Genomic DNA, 14,441 nt, shown 5'->3' with positions numbered 1-14,441 from the left:
AGTGTGAGGAGGCGCGGATGCGGGCATGCGGCGCCCCCGGCACGGCGGTGGTGAAACCGACTCCCGCCGCCCTGATGGAGGACGCGGGCACCGGCCTCGACTACGGCACCCGGCCCGACCGCCTGCCCGGCCTGCTCACCCCGAACGACCGGTTCTTCGTCCGCAGTCACGCGCCGACCCCCCGCCTCGACCCCCGCATCTGGACGCTGCGCGTCGAGGGCGCCGGCGTGCGGCGAGCCGTCGACTACACCTACGACGACCTGTGGCACCGGTTCCCGCTCGTGTCGGTCGTCCGTACGCTGGAGTGCGCCGGCAACCGGCGCGCCCTGTTCGCCGCCGAGTGCGGGCGCCGCTTCGACGGGGTCCAGTGGGGCCGCGGCGCGATCGGCACCGCCGAGTGGACCGGCGTCCCGCTGCGCGACCTGCTCGAACCCGCCGGGCTCACCGGCACCGCGGTCGAGGTCATGCCCGAAGGGCTCGACGAGGGCCGCGCACGCCGTCCGATGCCCCTCGCCAAGGCACTGGCCCCCGACACCCTGCTCGCGCTCGCCATGAACGGCGAGATCCTGCCACCGGACCACGGCTTCCCCGCCCGCGTGGTGGTCTCGGGCTGGCTCGGCGCCGCCAGCGTCAAGTGGGTGGGCCGGATCGAGGTGTCCGACCACCCCCTGCACGTGGCGTGGAACACCGACGACTACGTGCTCGTGACTCCCGGCGAGACCGCCGTGCCCATCACCTCCACCCCCGTCGCGAGCCTGGTCGAACTGCCCTGGCCGGCCCGGCTGCGGCCCGGCCCGCGCCTGGTCCGCGGCCGGGCGTACGCCGGGGAGAACCGGGTGGCGGCGGTCGACTACCGGATCGACGACGGCCCCTGGCGGCCGGCCGGCCTCGACGGGCCGGATCTCCCCGGCGTCTGGACCCGGTGGCGCTTCACCTGGGATCCCACCCCGGGAGCGCACGTCGTACGTGTGCGCGCCACCGACGAGCACGGCCGCTCCCAGCCGGACGCCACCCCCTGGAACGCCCTCGGCTACTGCCACAACTCGGTGCTCCCCCACCCCGTCCTCGTGGCCTGAGGCAGTTACGGATTCAGAAGCCGGAGCCATTGACGTGGACCGGTCCAGGGTCGAGCATGAGCGACGCCGCTTCAGTCATACGTACGTCCGCATGCATGAGATCCAGGAGGAACCATGTCGAGCATGTCGAGCGAGTCGTCCACGGAAGCGGCGTTACCGAAGGCCTGGCAGGCGTTCGTCACCAAGCCCGGCGAGGACACCGCCAAGGCGGTGGCCAAGGAGCTGGGAGAGGACGCGAACCCCGGAGTGCTCGGGTCCATACGGCTCATGGCCAAGACCCTGGCCCAGCGCTCCGCGAACGAGCGCAGCGCGATGTCCCGGCTCATCGCCGCACAGCTCATGGGCGACGTCGCCCGCGCGTTCATGAAGGCGACCGCCGCTGTCCGCCTCGCCCACCTGGTGCAGGAGGCGCCGAAGGAGCAGCCGGTGCCGCGGCACGACGACCCGCACGGCGACGACCTGGTCTACACGCTCGACCTCCTGCCGCCGGACAAGCCCAGGAAGCTGCCCGAGAAGACCGAGAAGGGCCGCGACTGGCAGACGCTCGACGCGCTCGACCTCGCCCCGGGAGGCAAGGCCCCGGACAAGGTCACCGTCGACCTGGTCAAGCTCGCGCAGCGCGTCGACGACGCCCGCGACGCAACGTCGATGAGCCACCTGCGAGACGCGCTGAAGCTCCTCGACTCCATCGCCGGCGGTGGGTCCGCGTACTCCACGCAGCGCCGCACCGAAATCGGCAAGACGGTGAAGGTGAAGGGGACGACGCAGGAACACCTCGTCGACCAGATCGGCTTCCGCGCCGCGCCGAGCCAGCGCGCGGAGCTGGGTAACCTGTCGGCCCAGAACTCCCGCGCGGCCCTCTACTGGCGCACGAACTTCCGGGACAAGGTGAACCTCTTCGTAGACAAGCTGCAGATGAGCGGGAAAATCGGCAAGGACGACATCCTGGTGAACAGCCCGCGCGTGCTGCGCAAGCTCGAGATGGTGCTGCCTCCGAAGGTGTGCGCCGATCTCTCGATCAAACCGCTCATCGGGAGTTCGGGCATCAGCGTGCTGAGCGGCACCGGCAAGCACTCCGGGCATCTGTGGAGCCAGGTTCTCTACGAACTCGGCGCCACGCCGTCGGCGTACCAGCTCTACGAGCTCGTGGACAGGGACAAGCCCGCTCCCAAGCCTGACTTCACAGTCGACACGCAGGCCGACCTCGTGCAGCTCATCACCTCCAGCCTGTTCTCCCGGCTGCAGGAGATCGCCCGCGGGAAGGGTGTGATCGCGCCGGTCTGCGCGATGGTCGAGCACCTCGTGCTCGGCCTCACCGACAAGCTCGGCCCCGACCGCTACGACGCGCTGACCGCCAACGCCATCGGGTCCCTCAACCGGCTCCTCGACATCGTCGTGGAGAACGTGGACAACCCCACGGTGGCGATGCGCGCGGTCGACCTGATGATGGACGAGATCGCCGTCGTCGTCGCCGTGGGCAAGTACTACAACTGGACCGACTACCGGACGACGATGCGGGAGATCCTGCTGGAGCGGGCGCCGAGCATCGCGACGCTGGTCGAGGGCGACAAGATCCAGGTCGACAGTTGCCTCACCACGAGCGGCATGGACGCGCTCGCGACCGCGCTGTACATCGCGCTGTCGTGGCGGGACCAGGAGGAGGTCGCGCGGTCCACCGAGGCGATCGACTACTACGAGATCACGTTCCTGCTCGGCAAGCTCAAGAAGGGCGAGAAGGCGACCCCCCACAAGGACGTCCTGGTGGCGGCGCTGAACCCGAGCACGCCCGCCTTCGCGCCGTCCCCCGAGAAACTCGTGACCGACGTCCTGCAGAGGGTGAAGACGCACAAGAAGGGCGAGTCGCCGTTCGCGCTGATCATCGACACCACCATCGAGGTCGCGCCCAAGCCGGGCGGCAAGACCCAGATCGAGATCGTGCTCGACGGCCTCAAGGACGCTGTCGCCGCCGGCGCGCTGGAGGTCTTCCTGTGCAAGAGCTTCCAGAAGTACGCCTCGCTCGGCACCGGCAAGGTGGCCGCCGGCAACCTCACGATGCTGTCGGCGAAGGACAACCTCGAGTCCTCGTACGCACGGGCCGAGGCGCTGCTGCAAGACCTGGATCTCGACCTCGCGGGACACGATGAGTCGCAGCTCGTGGTGCACATGCTCAGGCACGGGCACCGCGACGAGCTGGCGCTGATGCGCAGCGCCGCCGGGAACGCCAAGTTCGTGGACGAGTTCTGCTGGCCCATCGAACGATCGGACTTCAGTCAGGGGACGTCGTACGTGGACGGCATCCCGCTGCTCATGCGCAGGACGCCCGCCGTCGACACCGACGAGCTTTTCAAGAAGCTCGTCCTCATCGATCAGCGCCTCAGCTTCTCGTTCCTGCGGACCTCGTACTCCGGCCAGATCCCGAGCGTCGGCGGCGTCGAGGGCAAGTACGTGCGCATCAACACCGGCCACGAGTCGAAGGCGACGATGGTCGAGTGCTTCTACGCGTTCGGCCACCTGGCGACCAGCACGCCCCCCGGCTTGGAGCCGAGCGAGACACCGGTCAATCTGCGCGCGCTGACGATCGCTCCGGTGCAGATGCACCTGAAAGCGCTGGACGCCGCCAAGGACACCGATGCCCTGACCGCGCGGTACCTGAACAACATCCTCGCCTCGTACTGCGCGTTCGCGCTCCAGAATGTGGCGGACAGGGCCACTGTGACGCCGCTGCTCGTCGACTTCTTCGTGAATTCGACGAGCGGCGTCACGATCGAGACCCAGCGCTATCTCGCCGGCGAACTGCTCACTTTCGCGAAAGATCAGATGGAGGTGCCTTCGGACTCCACCACCCTCACGGCGTTGTACAACGCGGCGGTGATCCTTCCCGCCTGGCGGCTCAAGTCCATCGCCAAGGGGCTCGCGCCCAAGCTCGGCAAGATCGGCGAGTCGAAGGAGGCGACGCAGTTGCGCGGTCTCATCGACCGCGCCGCCAAGTGACGGCGGCGAAAGCCTTCGCCTGATCGTCTCCCGCGTGAGCGCACGGCGCTTTCAGGGGACCAGGACCACCTTGCCGACGGTGGCGCGGGTCTCCAGCGCCGTGTGCGCGGCGGCGGCGTCCTTGAGCGGGAAGCTCTGCACCAGCGGCGTCAGCGCGCCCGACGCGGCGGCGGCGAGCGCCCGCTCCTCCAGGCCCCGCAGGCCGCCCGGCCGCTTCAGCACCCGCGGGCCGACGGCTACGGACGCGGTGATGCCGCGGGCGTAGAGGTCCTCGGTGGTCAGCCTGGTCGGCCCGCCCGCCGCGTCGGCCCAGCCGAACAGCACGAGCCGGCCGCCGACGCCGAGCAGTTCCAGGGTCTGCCGGCCGAGGTCCCCGCCGACGCCGTCCAGCGCCAGCGTCACCTCCTGGTCGCCGAGGGCGGCCCGGACCGCCTCGGGCCAGCCGGGAGCGGTGTAGTCCACGGCGTGGGCGGCGCCCAGGCCGAGCACCCGGTGCGTCTTCGCCGCGCCGCCGGCCAGCCCGACGACGGTGGCGCCGGCCCGCGCCGCCGCCTGGACGAGGAGGGCGCCGACGCCGCCCGCCGCCGCCGTCACGAGGACGACGTCGTCCGCCCGGATCTCCGCCACGTCGAGGATCCCCATGGTGGTCCGGCCGGTGCCGATCATCGCCACCGCCTCGCCGAAGCCCAGGCCGTCCGGGATCTCGTGGATCGCGGCCGCGTCCCGTACGGCCAGTTCGGCGTAGCCGCCGGGGGCCATGCCCAGGTGGGCGACCACCCGCCTGCCGACCAGGGCGGGGTCGGTCTCCGGCCCGGCCGCGTCGACGATCCCGGCGACCTCCCGGCCCGGGATCGTCGGCAGGTCGGGCACCGGGATCGGGCCCCCGCCGTACTTCCCGGCCCGCAGCACGGTGTCGACCAGGTGGACCCCGGCCGCCCGTACGGCGACACGGACCTGGCCGGGACCGGGCTCGGGATCGGCGACCTCCTCGTAGACGAGGTTGCCGGCAGGGCCGAAGGCGTGCAGTCGGACCGCGTACATGCGGCTGTCTCCCCTCCGCGAACAACTGAGCAGCTCCGTTATAGATCGGCCCGAACCCCCGGCGACATCGGCCGATGGTCCTAGGCCGTACGGGCGTTGGGTTTTCCCCGGGCGGCCTTTATGATCGCTGCGAGTCACCTTCGCTACCGCCGGTCAGGGAGACGACACGTGGCCGATGACGCGCCGCCGCCGGGCATCGACGCGAGCGTCCCCAACCCCGCCCGCATGTACGACTACTTCCTCGGCGGGAAGAACAACTACGCGGCCGACCGGGAGGCGGCGGAGCGGGTCCTGCGGGTCGCGCCCGAGGCCCGCATGCTGGCCCGCCGCAACCGCGCCTTCCTGCGCCGCGCCGTACGCCACCTGGTGACCGAGGCCGGCATCCGGCAGTTCGTGGACATCGGCACCGGGCTACCCGCCCAGGGCGGCGTCCACGAGGTGGCCCACGAACTGGATCCCACCGTGCGGGTGGCGTATGTGGACCACGACCCGGTCGTGCTCGCGCACGCCAGGGCCCTGCTGTCCGGCGCCGGCTCCACCGTCACGGTGCGGGGCGACCTGCGGCGGCCCGAGGAGATCCTCGCCGATCCCGGGCTGCGGTCGCTGATCGACCTGTCGCAGCCGGTCGCGATCCTGCTCGTGGCCGTGGTGCACTTCCTGTCCGAGGCCGACAAGCCGGCCCAGCTCGTGGCCAGGCTGCGGGACGCCGTCGTCCCCGGGAGTCACCTCGTGCTGTCCCACGTCACGGACGAGGAGCGGGGCGGCGCGGCCCGGGAGGGGGCGGCCGTCTACCGGGGTTCGGACGCGGGCGTCACCCTGCGGAGCCGCGACCAGATCCAGGAACTGTTCGACGGCTGCGAAGTCCTCGATCCCGGCCTCGTCCCGCTGGACGACTGGCGGCCCGACGACGAGAATCCGCTTGCCCGGCAGGCCCGGCGCAACCTGCCCACCTGGTTCCTCTGTGGGGTCGGCCGAATTCCCTGAAAAAGCCGTGAATATTGTGTTACGTCCTTCCTGTACTGGTTTCTTCCTTTAGGTGCGATACGCGAAGATATGCGTCATCGCATTGGATGGGAGGAGACGCATGCTGAAGCGCAACAGGCTGTTCGGTCCGAAGACCCGGGTGACCTTCACGCTGCCCGTCGACCAGCCCCTGGGGACGGTCAGTGTGGTCGGCGACTTCAACGACTGGCTGCCCGGCCGCCACGAACTGCTGCGACGCAGGAACGGCACCCGTACCGTGTCGGTGATCCTCCCGCCCGGCGCGCACCGGTTCCGCTACCTCGCGACGGGCGGCGTGTGGTTCGACGACGAGGGCGCCGACCACGTGGACGAGCAGGGCAGCGTGCTCCACCTCTGAGCCGTTTCCTCTTCCATAACTCGGGCATACGGGAACGATCGTGACACCCAGGCCCTTCTGGAAGGGGAAACCATGAAGGCACTCACCTGGCACGGCAAGCGCGACGTTCGGGTGGAGGAGGTACCGGACCCGGCGATCAAGGAACCCACCGACGCGATCATCCGGGTCACCACGACCGCCATCTGCGGCTCCGACCTCCACCTGTACGAGGTGCTCGGCCCGTTCATAGGAGAGGGCGACATCCTCGGCCACGAGCCGATGGGGATCGTGGAGGAGGTCGGCGCGGAGGTCACCCACATCGCCCCCGGTGACCGCGTCGTGATCCCGTTCAACATCTCGTGCGGCCACTGCTACATGTGCGACCGGGCGCTGTTCGCCCAGTGCGAGACCACCCAGGTCCGCGAGTACGACACCGGCGCCGCGCTGTTCGGCTACACCAAGCTGTACGGCGAGGTGCCCGGCGGCCAGGCGGAGTATCTCCGCGTGCCGCAGGCCCACTTCGGGCCGATCAAGGTGCCGGAGGGGCCGCCGGACGAGAGGTTCGTCTACCTCTCCGACGTGCTGCCCACCTCGTGGCAGGCGGTCGAGTGGGCGGAGATCCCCGACGGCGGCAGCGTCACGGTCTTCGGCCTCGGCCCGATCGGGCAGATGTCCGCCCGCATCGCCCGCCACCGCGGCCACCGGGTGATCGCCGTGGACCTCGTGCCCGAGCGTCTGGAGATGGCCCGCAGGCACGGCATCGAGGTGATCGACGCGGGTGACACCGACAACGTGCCCGAGGTGGTCCGGTCGATGACCGGCGGCCGGGGCACCGACTCGGCCATCGACGCGGTCGGCATGGAGGCGCACGGCTACACCGTCGGCAAGTTCGCCCAGACGGTCACCGGGATGCTGCCCGACAAGGCGGCCGCCGCCATGATGACCCGCGCCGGCCTCGACCGGCTCGCCGCCCTCCAGGACGCCATCGAGACCGTGCGGCGCGGCGGCACGATCTCCATCAGCGGCGTGTACGGCGGGATGACCGATCCCCTGCCGATGCTGCGGATGTTCGACAAGGGGATCGCGCTGCGGATGGGCCAGGCCCACGTCAAGCGGTGGATCGACGACCTCATGCCGCTCGTGACCGGCGACGGCGACCCGCTGGGGGTCGAGGACCTGGCGACCCACCGCCTGCCGCTCGACCAGGCCCCACACGGCTACGAGATCTTCCAGAAGAAGGAGGACGGCGCCATCAAGGTCCTGCTCACGCCCTGACCGGCACGGCCCGTCTCGTCCGGCCGCGTACGGCGGTGGCGAGGAAGACCGTCCCGAACACCAGGCCGACGAGCAGGGCGATCGACGCCCCGGTCGCGACGTCCCACACGGTGGAGACCCACACGCCCGCCAGCGCGCAGGCGACCCCGATCGCCGCGGCGATCGGGAACAGCAGCGCGATCCTGTCGCTGAGCAGGCGTGCGGTCGCGGCCGGGCCGACGATCAACGCGACGGCGAGGATCGTCCCCAGGGCGGGCACGCTGGCGACGACGGTCACCTCGACGACCGCCAGCAGGGCGAAGTCGAGCAGCACGGTGGGCAGCCCGAGCGCCGCGGCACCCACCGGGTCGAAGGACGCGAGCAGCAGTTCCTTGCCCACCAGGGCCAGCAGGAGCAGCACGCCGACCGTGACGGCGGCGGTCGCCGCGAGGTCGCCCGTGCTCACCGCGAGGACGTCGCCCACCGTGTACGCCGCGAGGTCGCGGGTGAACCCGTCCTGCGACGACACCAGCACGACCCCCAGGGCGAAGCCGCCCGACAGGGCGATGCCGGTCGCTGTGGTGAAGTCCTGCCCGCGGCCCCGGCTGAAGACCAGCACTGCGGCGACAACCAGCAGCCCGAAGAGTCCCCCGCCGAGATAGAGGTTCACCCCGAGCATGGCCGCGACCACGATGCCCGGGAACGTCGCGTGGGTGAGGGCCATCGTGAAGAACGGCAGCCGCCGGGCGACGACGAACACCCCGGTCACCCCGCCGAGCACGCCGACCAGGACCGCCTCGACAAGGGCCCGGTGAACGGTGGAGTCGAGCCAGCTCACGCCGCCTCCAGGATGTCGAGGTCGTCCGGCGCGGTGCGGCGGCGGGCCCGGCCGAGCCCCGCACGCCGGCGGGCGAACGCGGCGGCGTGGGCCAGGCCGTACAACCCGACCAGGACGAGCACCACGGTCGCCCCGGAGGCGAGCCGGAGGCCGTAACCGATCGACGCCTCGTAGCTCGCGACCAGCCCGAGCCATCCGGCGGCGGCGCCGAGGAGCGCGGCGAGCGGCACGATCACCACGAGCCGGTCCGACAGGCTGCGGGCCGCCGCGGCCGGCACGACCAGCAGCGCGATCACGAGGATCGTGCCGACCGCCTTGACGGCGGCCACGACGACCAGAGCGACCGCGACGTTCACCACGAGGTCGAGCAGGCCGACGCGGACCCCCGCCGCGCGGGCGCCCACGGGGTCGAAGGCCCGCAGCAGCAGCGGCCGCCGCAGCACCGCCAGCAGCGCCACGACCAGCACCGTCACGACGGCGGTCTGCGCCAGTTGCTCCTCGGTGACGGTGAGCACCCGGCCGAACAGGAACGCGGTGAGGTCGGAGGTGAACCCCGTCTGCCGCGACACCAGCACGACGCCGACCGCGAACAGCGTGGTCAGCAGCACGGCGAGCGCGGCGTCCTCGCTCACCCTGCGGCGGGCGGTGAGCAGAGTGAGCAGGACCGCGGTGACGACCCCGGCCGCGAGCGCGCCCCAGAAGACGCCGCCGTCACCCGCCATGAGGTGGCCGATGACCACCCCGGGGAAGACGGTGTGCGTCAGGGTGTCGCTGACGAAGGCCAGGCGGCGCAGCAGCACCAGCACGCCGACGGTGCCCGCGAGCGCGCCGAGGACGACCAGCTCGGCCAGCGCCCGCGCCATGAACGGAAGCTGGAACGGCTCGAAGAAGATCATGATCGCGCCGCCCTCACGTCTGGGTCACGATCACGCGGTCTCCGCGCAGTTCGAGCGCGTGCCCGCCGTACGTCGCGCGCAGCCGCTCGGGCGTCAGCACGTCGCCGGTCGGGCCGAAGCCGAACTGGTGCCGGTTGAGCAGGCACACCTCGTCGCACGCCAGGTGCGCGATGGCGAGGTCGTGGGTGCTGACGACGACCGAGGCGCCCTGCTCCTTGAGCGAGCCGATCGCCTCCAGCAGCGCATGCTGGCTGACCGCGTCGACACCGTTGAACGGCTCGTCGAGCAGCAGCATCCGAGGTCCGGCGGCGATGGCCCGGGCCAGCAGCACCCGCTGGCGCTGCCCGCCCGACAGCGTGCCGAACCGGTCACGGGCCCGCGCGGCCAGCCCGACCCGCTCCAGGGCCCCGGCCACCTCGGCCCGGTCGGCGGCGGACGGACGGCGCAGCCAGCCGATCCGGCGGTAGCGGCCCATCATCACCACCTGCTCGACCGACACCGGGAAGTCGGGGTCGAGCGTGTCGGCCTGCGGCACGTACGCGACGTCGCGGCGGGCCTGCGCCGGGGTCGTGCCCAGCACCTCGATCCGGCCGCGTACGACCGGGACCAGGCCGAGCAACGCCTTGATCAGCGTCGACTTGCCCGCGCCGTTCGGGCCGATCAGCGCCACGGCCTCGCCCTCGTGGACGACGCCGTCCAGTTCCTCCAGCACGGGGACGTCGCCGTAGGCCACGCTCGCCCGGTCGATCACCAGGGTCGGCGCGCGCTCACTCATGTGGACGTCCCCCTCAACGCGTTGACGATGGTGTCGGTATTGTGCTCCTCCATCTGGAGATAGGTCGCACCGGCCGACCCCTCAGGGCCGAGCGAGTCGCCGTACAACGCGTCCTCGCCCGCCACGACCGTCACCCCGGCCTCGCGGCCGATCGCTTCGGCGGTCTTGGGCGGCAGCGACGCCTCCGAGAAGATCGCGACCGTCCCGGTCGCCCTGATCTCGGCGACGAGATCGGACACCTGCTTGGCCGACAGTTCGGCGGAGGTGTCGAAGCTCGGGATGATCGACCCGACGAAGGTCAGCTTGTAACGGTCGAGGTAGTAGCCGAAGGCGTCGTGGTTCGTCACCAGCTTGCGCCGGTCGGCCGGGATCGAGCCGATCTTCCTGGCGATCTCGGCGTCGAGCGCGTCCAGCTTCGCGTCGTATTCCGCCAGGTTGGCCTGGTATGCCGCGGCGTCGGCCGGGTCGGCTGCGGCGAACGCCTTGCCGATCGTGGCGGCCATCGTCTTGACGTTCAGCGGGTTGTGCCAGATGTGCGGATCGCCCGCGCCCTCCTCCTCGTCGCCCCCGCGAACCGGCACGCCCTGCGAGGCGTCGACCACCCGGCCGTCGAAGCCGGCGGCCCGGACCGTGTCGTCGAGCCACTTCTCCAGGCCCACGCCGTTCTTCACGAGCACGTCGGCCTCCGCGATGGCCTGCATGTCGGCGGGCGACGGCTCGTAGTCGTGCGGATCGACGTTCGGCCGGAGCAGCTGGTGGACGGTGACCCGGTCACCGCCCAGGTTGCGGGCGAAGTCCGCGACCTGGGTGGTGGTCGCGACCACCTTCAGCGGCAGCGACGGGTCGTCGGGAGTCTCAGGCTCCGCGCCGCCGCACCCCGCGGCGAACAGGACGAGCAGCGCGGCGGACGACAGGGTTCGGGCAAGCGGCGAGAGCACGAGAGATCCTCAAGTCGGCGTATCAGGGGAGGCATCCCACTCAACTGTCCCGCAAATGAAAATCATTGTCAACTTAGGACATCTGGGCCGTGTTTCCCGCTCACCATCGGGGCGCTCACACCCGCCCGGTCGTGCCGGAGGCGCGCCAGGGCACAGCCTTCGTCGCTCGTTCCTCGCTCCTCAGTCCAGACCGGCGGCGCGCCCCTCCGGATCGCTCGGTGTTTCCCGCTGGACGTCTAGCGGCGGGTGCGGGCGGCGAGGACGGCTCGGGCCGTGCCGGGGTTGTCGGCGAAGACGCCGTCGACGCCGAGGTCGAGCAGGCGCGACAGCCAGCCCGTCACGTCGCCGGTCGTCCGCGCGTACGCCGGGTTCGCCGGGTCCCCGAGCCGGAAGTCGGCCGGAAGCTGGGAGTTCTCGTCGCGGACCGTCCACACGTGCACGTCCAGGCCCGCCCGGTGGGCGTCGCGCACGAGCGTCGTCGGCGCGAGCAGGCGCCCGTCGGGGCCCGTGGGCACCACCCGAGAGGTCGCCGCGCCGATCCCGTCGGCGTACGTCGCGATCTCCTTGAGACCGGCGGGCGTCACCATCCCGTCGTAGGTCAGCGGGTCGCCCGCCGCCACCCGGTCGTACGGCGCGCCGGACCCGTTGACCAGCTGGATCAGCGGCAGGCGGGTCTTTCCGCTCAGCTCGCGCAGGTTGGCCGTCTCGAACGACTGGATGAACACCGGGTCGCGCCGGTCACGCCAGCCGTGCCGGCCGAGCACCTCCAGCAGCGGCTCCTCCAGCGACAGCCCGATGGAGTCGAAATAGGAGGGGTGCTTGGTCTCCGGGTACACGCCCACACCGCGCCGCCGCGCCAGCTCCACGACCTCGTCGAAGGTCGGGATCTGGGCCAGGCCGTCCAGGGCCGCGTTGTCCGGGCGCAGGTCGGGGATGCGCTCGGTGGCCCGCAGCGTACGCAGTTCGGCCAGCGTGAAGTCCTCGGTGAACCAGCCGGTGACCGGCACGCCGTCGATGGTCTTGGTGGTCCGGCGGGCGGCGAACTCGGGATGGTTCTCCACGTCGGTGGTCCCCGAGATCTCGTTCTCGTGCCGGGCCACCAGGACGTGGTCCCTGGTGGAGACGAGGTCGGGCTCGATGTAGTCGGCCCCGAGCGCGATGGCCGTCTCGTACGACAGCAGCGTGTGCTCGGGCCGCAGGGCGCTGGCGCCCCGGTGCCCGATGACGACGGGCTGACGCTCCCGCCCGGCGGCGGCGGGTTCCGGCTGGTGTGACACAGCGGCCACCGTACCGGCGGCGAGGACGGACAGGACGACGACGGCGGATCTGCGGATCATGGTCATGTCCGGGACGCTAGGCGGGTCAGGCGTACCGGACGTGACCTTCGCGTGCCTTCCCCGGGAAACGCGTACGGCCCCCGGGTGACCCGGGAGCCGTACGGAAAGACGCGGTGAGACGCCGGATCAGACCTGGCCGGCCTTCTCCAGGGCCGAGCAGCAGGTGTCGGTGATCAGACGGGTGACCAGGTAGGGGTCGACGTTGGCGTTGGGGCGCCGGTCCTCGATGTACCCGCACTTGTCGACCTCGACCTGCCACGGGATGCGGACCGAGGCGCCGCGGTCGGAGACGCCGTAGCTGAACTTGTCCCACGGAGCGGTCTCGTGGTGGCCGGTCAGCCGGTCCTCGATGCCGTGGCCGTAGTGCTTGACGTGCTCCACCGCGTTGTCGGCCAGCGCCTCGCAGGCGGTGATGATCGGCTCGTAGCCCTCACGCATGGCCTTGGTGGAGAAGTTGGTGTGCGCGCCGGCGCCGTTCCAGTCGCCCTTGACCGGCTTGGGGTCGAGCGTCGCGGCGACGTCGAACTCCTCGGCGGTGCGGTAGAGCAGCCAGCGGGCGACCCACATGTGGTCGCCGACCTCCAGCGGACCCCCCGGGCCCACCTGGAACTCCCACTGGCCGGGCATGACCTCGGCGTTGATGCCGGAGATCTTCAGGCCGGCGGCGAGGCAGCGGTCGAGGTGCAGCTCGACGATGTCGCGGCCGAAGACCTCGTCGGCGCCGACGCCGCAGTAGTAGCCGCCCTGCGGGGCCGGGAAGCCGCCCAGCGGGAAGCCGAGCGGGCGGCCCTCCTTGAAGAAGGTGTACTCCTGCTCGATGCCGAACCACGGCTCCTGCGCGGCGAACCGCTCGTCCACCTCGGCGAGCGCGGCGCGGGTGTTGGTGGCGTGCGGGGTCATGTCGGTGTGCAGGACCTCGCACATGACCAGAACGTGGTCGCCGCCGCGGATCGGGTCCGGGCAGACGAAGACGGGCTTGAGCACCAGGTCGGAGGAGTGACCGGTGGCCTGGTTGGTGCTGGACCCGTCGAAGCCCCACAGCCCCGGCTCGGCGCCGTCGGCGAGGACCTTCGTCTTGGAACGGAGCTTCGCGGTCGGCTCCGTGCCGTCGATCCAGATGTACTCGGCCTTGTAGGTCACGTCGATCCCTTTCGAAGCGAGGCGGCCTGGCGTTCGTCCGCCACGCTTGAGAGTGCCGTTCTGGCATTTCGTAACCTTTGCCCGTTTGTAACCAGGGTGTTAACGCGTGTTCTTTGCTTGACAAACCGCTGCCCCGTTGTGACCGGGAGCACATGATCCGCGCCTTTGAGGGCAGACGGAGTGCGTCCACGAATCGCAAACCGCACCAGGGAGTGACGGCAGATGGTCTTACTGGGCCTGCTTCTGGTCCTGATCGCGGCGGCTGCGGTGATCGAGGTGTCGGTCAACGACACCGCGAACACGATGCCGATCACGGTGCTGGACCGCACCTTCAACCTCAGCCCGTTCGAGTTCTTCATCGCCGGCGTGGTGACCGCCGCCGTGTTCGTCGTCGGCCTGATGCTCATCACCGGCGGCCTGCGCCGCGGGGCCGTCAAGCGCCGCAAGGTGCGCGAAGCGCGCCTCGCCGAGCGGGACCGCGTCTCCCGCCTGGAGGCCGAGAAGCGCGAGCTGGAGCGCCGTCTCCAGTCGTCGCCGGCGACCACCCCCGCCACCGAGACCGAGGCCGAGGCCGAGGCCGAGCGGGACGGCGTGGCTCCGGTCACCGCGGCCTACCCCAAGGTCGACCGGGACCGGGACGGCGTCGACGACAGGGCCGAGGCCAGGGCCGAGAACCGGGCCGAGCGGGACACCGCACCGCACCGCCTCTCCGTGCCCCGGCAGTCGTCGCCGGACCAGCTGGTCGCGGGTGGCCGGCACGCGGCCGACGACCGGCACGCCTGACCGGCGTGTCCGGGCGGCGGCGGCCCGCCCCCT

The 14,441-nt window shown here is 71.1% G+C and carries 13 protein-coding genes; 6 read left to right on the top strand and 7 right to left on the bottom strand.

Going from position 1 to position 14,441, the window contains the following annotated elements; translation table 11 throughout:
• The first annotated feature begins 17 nt into the window (after nucleotides 1-17).
• Together HHX37_RS04925 and HHX37_RS04920 are read left to right on the top strand one after the other, a co-directional pair.
• Nucleotides 18-1,076 (top strand): sulfite oxidase, encoded by a 1,059-nt coding sequence (locus tag HHX37_RS04925; RefSeq protein WP_182884606.1) that lies wholly within the window; start codon nucleotides 18-20, stop codon nucleotides 1,074-1,076.
• Between the two features lie 114 nt (nucleotides 1,077-1,190).
• Nucleotides 1,191-4,067 carry a hypothetical protein gene (locus tag HHX37_RS04920; protein ID WP_182884605.1) on the top strand — a complete coding sequence of 959 codons (2,877 nt, stop codon included), beginning with the start codon at nucleotides 1,191-1,193 and terminating at the stop codon, nucleotides 4,065-4,067.
• A 51-nt stretch (nucleotides 4,068-4,118) separates the two neighbouring features.
• Here HHX37_RS04920 and HHX37_RS04915 read toward each other — a convergent pair whose 3' ends face one another.
• Complete coding sequence (locus HHX37_RS04915; RefSeq protein WP_182884604.1) at nucleotides 4,119-5,108, bottom strand: zinc-binding dehydrogenase; 990 nt, start codon at nucleotides 5,106-5,108, stop codon at nucleotides 4,119-4,121.
• Nucleotides 5,109-5,276: 168 nt separating this feature from the next.
• Here HHX37_RS04915 and HHX37_RS04910 point away from each other — a divergent pair, with 168 nt between their 5' ends.
• The 3 genes from HHX37_RS04910 to HHX37_RS04900 all read left to right on the top strand — a co-directional run bounded on the left by HHX37_RS04910 (nucleotide 5,277) and on the right by HHX37_RS04900 (nucleotide 7,722).
• A complete protein-coding gene (locus HHX37_RS04910) occupies nucleotides 5,277-6,092 on the top strand; it encodes an SAM-dependent methyltransferase (RefSeq protein ID WP_310740261.1) in 816 nt (271 codons plus the stop codon).
• A 100-nt stretch (nucleotides 6,093-6,192) separates the two neighbouring features.
• The gene (locus HHX37_RS04905) at nucleotides 6,193-6,468 is read left to right on the top strand and encodes an isoamylase early set domain-containing protein (RefSeq protein ID WP_111697340.1); all 276 of its coding nucleotides are present in this window, start codon (nucleotides 6,193-6,195) and stop codon (nucleotides 6,466-6,468) included.
• 72 nt (nucleotides 6,469-6,540) lie between these two features.
• The gene (locus HHX37_RS04900) at nucleotides 6,541-7,722 is read left to right on the top strand and encodes a zinc-dependent alcohol dehydrogenase (protein WP_182884602.1); all 1,182 of its coding nucleotides are present in this window, start codon (nucleotides 6,541-6,543) and stop codon (nucleotides 7,720-7,722) included.
• On the opposite strand, the gene HHX37_RS04895 is transcribed toward HHX37_RS04900, so the two are convergent.
• From HHX37_RS04895 to glnII, 6 genes are all read right to left on the bottom strand, one after another.
• Nucleotides 7,712-8,539 (bottom strand): metal ABC transporter permease, encoded by an 828-nt coding sequence (locus HHX37_RS04895; RefSeq protein WP_182884601.1) that lies wholly within the window; start codon nucleotides 8,537-8,539, stop codon nucleotides 7,712-7,714. The two genes, HHX37_RS04900 and HHX37_RS04895, sit on opposite strands and share 11 nt — an antisense overlap.
• On the bottom strand, nucleotides 8,536-9,435 hold the full coding sequence (locus HHX37_RS04890) for a metal ABC transporter permease (RefSeq protein ID WP_182884600.1): 900 nt from the start codon (nucleotides 9,433-9,435) through the stop codon (nucleotides 8,536-8,538). Before HHX37_RS04890 ends, HHX37_RS04895 begins: the two co-directional genes overlap by 4 nt.
• Nucleotides 9,436-9,448: 13 nt before the next feature.
• The gene (locus tag HHX37_RS04885) at nucleotides 9,449-10,210 is read right to left on the bottom strand and encodes a metal ABC transporter ATP-binding protein (protein WP_111697344.1); all 762 of its coding nucleotides are present in this window, start codon (nucleotides 10,208-10,210) and stop codon (nucleotides 9,449-9,451) included.
• A complete protein-coding gene (locus tag HHX37_RS04880) occupies nucleotides 10,207-11,148 on the bottom strand; it encodes a metal ABC transporter substrate-binding protein (RefSeq protein ID WP_182884599.1) in 942 nt (313 codons plus the stop codon). The genes HHX37_RS04885 and HHX37_RS04880 overlap by 4 nt, the downstream gene beginning before the upstream one ends.
• Before the next feature lie 236 nt (nucleotides 11,149-11,384).
• Nucleotides 11,385-12,491: a glycerophosphodiester phosphodiesterase gene (locus HHX37_RS04875; RefSeq protein ID WP_259406155.1), complete on the bottom strand. Its 1,107-nt coding sequence runs from the start codon at nucleotides 12,489-12,491 to the stop codon at nucleotides 11,385-11,387.
• 120 nt (nucleotides 12,492-12,611) lie between these two features.
• Nucleotides 12,612-13,625 carry a glutamine synthetase gene (glnII, locus tag HHX37_RS04870; RefSeq protein ID WP_182883040.1) on the bottom strand — a complete coding sequence of 338 codons (1,014 nt, stop codon included), beginning with the start codon at nucleotides 13,623-13,625 and terminating at the stop codon, nucleotides 12,612-12,614.
• Between the two features lie 222 nt (nucleotides 13,626-13,847).
• On the opposite strand from glnII, the gene HHX37_RS04865 reads away from it, so the two are divergent.
• Nucleotides 13,848-14,408, top strand: coding sequence for a hypothetical protein (locus HHX37_RS04865; protein ID WP_182884598.1), 561 nt, complete (start codon nucleotides 13,848-13,850; stop codon nucleotides 14,406-14,408).
• Nucleotides 14,409-14,441 lie beyond the last annotated feature (33 nt).

It is taken from the genome of Microbispora sp. H10885 (assembly GCF_014161415.1).
GTDB lineage: Bacteria > Actinomycetota > Actinomycetes > Streptosporangiales > Streptosporangiaceae > Microbispora > Microbispora triticiradicis.
Note: the sequence above shows the minus strand (reverse complement) of the source record. Positions and strands in the feature narration are given on the sequence as shown.